This window comes from Providencia sp. UF-183 (genome assembly GCF_058246155.1).
Window position 1 is genome coordinate 1 of the sequence record NZ_JBSICD010000043.1, and the last position, 6,268, is coordinate 6,268.

At 44.7% G+C, this 6,268-nt stretch carries 7 protein-coding genes and 1 pseudogene; all 8 read right to left on the reverse strand.

The genetic code is table 11. The annotated features are described in order from the left end of the window. Positions 1–1,386: pseudogene (locus AC4IFT_RS21990) on the reverse strand (hypothetical protein); the annotation flags it as partial. Further along, the gene (locus AC4IFT_RS21995; protein WP_490752831.1) at positions 1,376–2,512 is read right to left on the reverse strand and encodes a hypothetical protein; all 1,137 of its coding nucleotides are present in this window, start codon (positions 2,510–2,512) and stop codon (positions 1,376–1,378) included. The gene AC4IFT_RS21995 and the pseudogene AC4IFT_RS21990, both read right to left, overlap by 11 nt. A 3-nt stretch (positions 2,513–2,515) precedes the next feature. Continuing rightward, positions 2,516–2,782, reverse strand: a complete 267-nt coding sequence (locus tag AC4IFT_RS22000) for a PAAR domain-containing protein (RefSeq protein ID WP_490752833.1) — start codon at positions 2,780–2,782, stop codon at positions 2,516–2,518. Positions 2,783–3,021: 239 nt separating this feature from the next. Beyond that, positions 3,022–3,921 (reverse strand): formylglycine-generating enzyme family protein, encoded by a 900-nt coding sequence (locus AC4IFT_RS22005; protein WP_490752835.1) that lies wholly within the window; start codon positions 3,919–3,921, stop codon positions 3,022–3,024. A gap of 2 nt (positions 3,922–3,923) precedes the next feature. Next, complete coding sequence (locus AC4IFT_RS22010; RefSeq protein WP_490752837.1) at positions 3,924–4,838, reverse strand: formylglycine-generating enzyme family protein; 915 nt, start codon at positions 4,836–4,838, stop codon at positions 3,924–3,926. A gap of 2 nt (positions 4,839–4,840) precedes the next feature. After that, the gene (locus AC4IFT_RS22015; RefSeq protein ID WP_490752841.1) at positions 4,841–5,740 is read right to left on the reverse strand and encodes a formylglycine-generating enzyme family protein; all 900 of its coding nucleotides are present in this window, start codon (positions 5,738–5,740) and stop codon (positions 4,841–4,843) included. 2 nt (positions 5,741–5,742) lie between these two features. Beyond that, positions 5,743–5,970: a formylglycine-generating enzyme family protein gene (locus AC4IFT_RS22020; protein ID WP_219246479.1), complete on the reverse strand. Its 228-nt coding sequence runs from the start codon at positions 5,968–5,970 to the stop codon at positions 5,743–5,745. A 4-nt stretch (positions 5,971–5,974) separates the two neighbouring features. Beyond that, on the reverse strand, positions 5,975–6,268 hold a 294-nt coding region (locus tag AC4IFT_RS22025), incomplete at its 5' end, for a formylglycine-generating enzyme family protein (RefSeq protein ID WP_490752844.1).

The window sequence follows — 6,268 nt, forward strand, 5'->3', positions numbered from 1 at the left end:
GGTTTGGGTGTAGGTGGGCCATAACTGGTCGAGCAGGGCATCATTGTGGTTTAAGCCAAAGCGCTGCCACACGGGGGGAAAGTGGGTGGCACGGTGGTCGAGTTTTCCTAACATTTGTTGGAAATCGAACTGGGCATTCAGGCGCTCGGCGGCGCTGCGCTGGTTATCCACGGCGGCAAATGCCAGCTGCTGGCTGTCATTCATCAATTGGCGGTTGGCAAAATACGACACCGCCAACCCCACGCCCCATACCGCCATCGCCGTGGCGACCGTGTATTGCATCACACGCTGCGGGTTGATGCCTAAGTGTGACGGTTGCAATGACGGGGCAATGTCATCTTGCACGGCAAGCAGGCTTTTCCAGCGGTTATCTTCCTGCCACGTATGGGGGTGAAGGGCCTCACTCGGTTGGGTGACGGCGGTGCTAAATGCTAACCCCGCAAAGGGCAGGCGACGAATGCCTGAGGTCAATGGGGCTAAACGAATGACTAACTCTTCGCTGCCGCTCCCCCGTAAAAACTGCGCCAAAATCAGCCAATAAGTGTGCGTTAGGTTGACAGACAGGGCTTGGGAGCCATGCATTGACAACAGCGGAACCAGCTCACGCAGGGCGGGGGTGAGCTGCTCGGGTTGGCCGTAAGGCTCGGTTAAACACAACACCGCAGGCGCATCGGCACTACAAAGCTCGGGGTTATCGCTAACATTCCACACCCACACAGGGGCTTGCCACTTAAGGGCTTTAAACAGGCCATAAATAAAGCGGCTCGCCATATCGGACGTCGCCGCATTGAGGTGGTGAACGTTGAGGGTGCTGTGCATCAATTGGTCTATTACGGTGTTTTCGGTGACCCAAATCAGCGCATCCACCGGCCGACGGCGGCGTAATTGTTTGAGCATCAACACATTTTCGTCATTGACGGTGGCCGCGACCTCGCCCCCATAAATCAACACGGTGCCATTGCTTTCCTGCCAAATTTCGTGAGACAACCGCGGCGCCAGTTTATCAACGGCGGCGGGGGAGCCGATAAGCAGTTGGATGGAGACTTTTCTACGCCAAAAAAGACCGTGTTGGAAGTGGAGGTAGTCTTTTATGGTATTGGCTTGCCCTGTATGCGTTAACTCAGTAACGCGCTTCTCTTGCTCAGGGTCATTACGGGTATTATTGGGATTTCGATTATGACGACGTTCTTTGGACGATGTAATGTAATCGATAAATTGACGGGCACAGTGCGCCAGAGCAATTGCGGCAACAATCGCGAATAGTTTGTGCTCTTTAGTCTGTAGGTTAATTTTATCCCCATATTCCCAAATAAGAATACCGAGTAACATGCACAGTAAAATAAATACAGTAGAGCTTAGCGGTGACTTCATGCGATTAAATTTCATTATGTAATACCGGGGTGATTGTACTGAAAAATGTTCGATTACCTTCGGTGGATACCATCAGAACGGGCTTATCCTGTTGGTTGGCATACAAAGACGAAAGTGCTGCAACAAACCAAGGGGCATATTTGCCTGTGGGCCCTGAATAGAATTCAAGGTCAATGGTTTGTTCTGGGTGAATAAACGGAAAGTTCGACTCACTTTGGTAAATTGCAGACGTAATCTCTGAGCGAATATTGCCAGAGGAGATTAATTGCACGGCTTGTTGTGTATCGGTTTGAATTTCATTAAATAATCGAACGCTGGCCTTAATATCTGCATTCGCGTCTAATGGCATCGGCCTTTCTAAGTCACTCTTTTTCTTTAATTGATATTTTTTTGCAATATCATCAGGGGTGATAACAAAAATCGCCATCAATTCGGATTGAATATTTTTTTCTTCTTTTTGCTCAACAATCAAAATATCGACACACTCTTTATTTTGCTTAATGAGGCTTTCAATTTTATCGAATGAGAGTGTTTTTTCAGGTTGGTAATGTTTTATTTTTTTAGATTCAAAGAAAGTATGCCAAATGGGTAAAATATCACTGTCTTTGGGGGCACTATCAGATAAATAAATTAAGTTAATAGGCAGTCTGTCGGGCAATAAACGGATGGTTTCCTTGATACTTCGCAGTAAATAATAAAAGGGTGGGTTATCCTTAGGGAGGTAATCGATATCTTGAGTCAAGTTAAAACAAGAATCATGGTGTTTACTGTGCTGCAGGATGTAGTTTAAGGTGATTTTCTCAGGTAACAATAATGCACAGTCGAGGATACTCACTGAACGCCGCCCCCATTCAGCCCATTGCCAATCGTTATATTCCTTTTCTTCTTTAAGGTAATGGTAGAAACGATAATCACGAATATAGATAAAAAAAGTAATGGTCATGGAGAGCGTAACAATAATAAAAGGAAGCGTGGCTGGAATAAGTTTAATCACGTCTACGTCTTTATTATTCAGGTTGTCGGTAATATAGAGAAAATAAATGGGGACAATAATTGATAAAATTAAGATGGCTAGCCACTTAATCAATGAAGGTATCGGTGGTTTATCAACGAGTAAAAGCGTATTTTTAGACCAAGCCATAAATTACCCCGTAATAAAGTCGGATGTGCTGGCAATTAAGGTGCAGCCACATTCTGTATAACTACCCGTTACGGCAAGGGGGATGCCATTGCAGGTTATACTGGGGTCACCATCAATAATTTTATTCACACCATGGCCTTTTTTCGGGCAATTAACTAAATCGCCAACTTTAGCGGCTTTTATACCATTAATAATAAACTCCGAGGTGGCACTAATAACCGTACCGCCATGAGTGGTTTTATCACCTAATATAACAATGGATTGAGTCATAATAATTTTAATTCCAAAAATAAAGTTGATATTGAATATATAAAAACACAGGCTAATAAATTAGCTATGGTGTTTATATTGCTGTTTGTTTTATAAAGTGTATTGGGGGTTATAAAATAGTATCGATAATGTATTTAAATTAATGCAGTTTTAGGCGGTGAGTTGTTGATCGCAGCCTGTTAATAGCCCAAGCCCCGTTAGCCAAATAGTGCAGTGTATTTTATTTAATAATCGCATGGTTATTTCGCCACTGATTGGACAGGGGTTGGGGACTGCACGGCACAGCGGAAGCCAAGGCCAATACTATTTTCATCAATAAGTGGCTGGCTATGTCGATCTACAGTAATGTTTTTATGGTATGCCGTGCCCGTAGAACCCCTCGCCACTTTTGCCTCGCCAGTGCTAGGGCCTTGGGGGTTTAATTCAGGGGAAACGGAATAATAATCTTCTGCATACCAATCATTAATCCAATTTAAGCCATTACGTGCCATATCATATAGCCCTAATGGGTTAGGGGGCGTTGTACCAACCGCAGTATATCCGAACAAATCAGGCTCGGTTTCATATTGCTCATAGAGAGTAAAAGTGCCATCCGCAGAGGCAAAACCAACAAACTGACCTCGGTTACGAGCGGCGTATTCCCATTGGGCTTCGGTAGGTAAATCAATGGGTAAATTAGTTTGTTGGCCTAACCATTGGCAGTAATCCTTGGCCTCTTGCCAATCTGTTAATGCCATAAACTGCTCTTGAAGAACAGGTTTGATAAATGGAATAGAATCTTCATGTTTTTTAAGCTGCAGATAATGTTTGGAGGGGGCATGTCCTGTTAAGGCAATCCACAGATTAAACTCTTTCCATGTCACCGGGTATTTGGCCATACTGAAGCTATCTAAGGTGACTTTATGAAAGGTTTTATTATCTTGTTCCACAGTATAGGGGCGAGTAGAGCGCCCATCATGACCGCCGAAGTCCCCCATCATAAAAGAGCCCCCTTCGATAAACACCATATTGTTTAGCGAATCATTAACCAGTTGCTGTTTCTGTGTTTCTTGCTCGGCGGTGAGTTGTTGATCGCAGCCAGTTAATAGCCCAAGCCCCGTTAGCCAAATAGTGCAGTGTACTTTATTCAATAATCGCATGGTTATTTCGCCACAGGTTGGGCAGGGGTTGGGGATTGCACGGCACAGCGGAAGCCTAATTTAGGCATATTCCCATTTTTTAATGGCCTAGGGGCCCTAATTATTGTTAATGTTTCGCGGATAGCACTGCTGACTGAGCCACGAGCCACTTTTTCTGTGCCCTGTTCAGGACCTTGAGGGTTTTTAGATGGGGAATGTTCATAATAATCGGCGGCATACCAATCATTTGTCCAGTCAAGGCCATTACCCATCATGTCGTAGAGGCCTAATGGAGTGGGAGGGTAACTGCCAATGGGATAAAAACCAGCTGCAAATAATGCTTCCCCACTATTGTTTGGATTCTCACTGCTAATTTTATTGTAAGTGCCATCTTTTGAGGCAAATAAAATAAATTGCCCCCGATTACGGGCCGCATATTCCCACTGGGCTTCAGTGGGCAAATCGAATGGCAGCCCCGTTTGTTGGCCTAACCAAAGGCAATAATCTTTGGCGTCTTGCCAATCCACAGACGCTGGGTAATTATCTTGGGTGGAGGCTTGCCAGTCTTTCATGATATCCCGAGATTTTAAATCGTTATATCGTTCGGTTAACGGAAGCCCTGTTAATGTTCGCCATAAATTAAATTGCCCCCACGTTACGCGGTATTTGGATAAACTAAAACTGTTTAAGGTGACATCGTGAACAAATTTATTGTCTTTATCTACAGAATACGGCAGGGTGGATTTGTCATCATGACCACTACCAAAGTCCCCCATTAAAAAGGTGCCCCCTTCGATAAACACCATGTTGTTTAGCGAATCATTAACCAGTTGCTGTTTCTGTGTTTCTTGCTCGGCGGTGAGTTGTTGATCGCAGCCTGTTAATAGCCCAAGCCCCGTTAGCCAAATAGTGCAGTGTATTTTATTCAATAATCGCATGGTTATTTTGCCACTGGTTGGACTGGGGTAGGGGACTGCACGGCACAGCGGAAACCAAGCCCTGGAATATCTCCATTAATAAGCGTGTGAGGAACCCTAATTATGGTTAATGTATCCAGATAGAAACTACTTCTTGAACCTCGAACTACTTTATCAGTACCTTGTTCAGGGCCTTGAGGGTTTTTTACTGAGGAGTGTTCATAATAATCGGCGGCATACCAATCATTTGTCCAGTCAAGGCCATTACCCATCATATCGTAGAGGCCTAATGGGGTGGGAGGGTAGCTGCCAATGGGGGAGAAACCTGCGATAAACAGTGGTTCGCCTTCTTCTGTACCATCATTATAGGTGCCATCTTTTGAGGCAAATAAAATAAATTGGCCCCGATTACGAGCCGCATATTCCCACTGGGCTTCAGTGGGCAAATCGATTGGCAGCCCTGTTTGTTGGCCTAACCAAAGGCAATAATCTTTGGCGTCTTGCCAATCCACGGAAGCTGGATAATTATCTTGAGTTGACTCTATCCACTTAGGTATTAGTTTCTCATTTTTTAGTTCTTGGTATGTATCAGTGAGCGGTTTTTTAGTTAACTCCCGCCATAAATTAAATTGCCCCCACGTCACACGGTATTTGGATAAACTAAAGCTGTCTAAGGTGACATCGTGAACAAATTTATTGTCTTTATCTATAGAATACGGCAGGGTGGATTTACCGTCATGGCCGCTGCCAAAGTCCCCCATTAAAAATGTGCCCCCCTCGATAAACACCATATTGCCAAGCGACTGGTTAATTAACTGCTGTTTTTGGCTTTCTTGCTCTGCTGTGAGCTGTTGATCACAGCCTGTTAATAGCCCAAGCCCCGCGAGTAAAATAGCACTGTGTATTTTATTTAATAATCGCATGGTTATTTTGCCACAGGTTGGACAGGGGTTGGGGATTGCACAGCACAACGGAAATTTAGGGTTGGAATGTTTTTATTTGTTAAAGGAAAAGAGAGCCGATTGATGGTCAAGGTTTTTAGATAAAAAGATCCACTAGCCCCTCGAACGACTTTTTCTTTTCCCAGTTCAGGTCCTTGGGGGTTTTTATTTGGGGAATGCTCATAATAATCGGCGGCATACCAATCATTCATCCAGTCAACCCCCCCCCCCCATCATATCGTAAAGGCCTAAAGGCGTGGGTGGGTAAACCCCAACAGGGGAAAAATCGGTAGCAAATAACGACTCTCCCCCTTCACTGCCATCATTATAAGTGCCATCTTTTGAGGCAAATAAAATAAATTGGCCCCGATTACGAGCCGCATATTCCCACTGGGCTTCAGTGGGCAAATCGACAGGCAGCCCCGTTTGTTGCCCTAACCAAAGGCAATAATCTTTGGCGTCTTGCCAATCTGCGGAAGCTGGGTAATTATCTTGGGTGGAGGCTTGCCA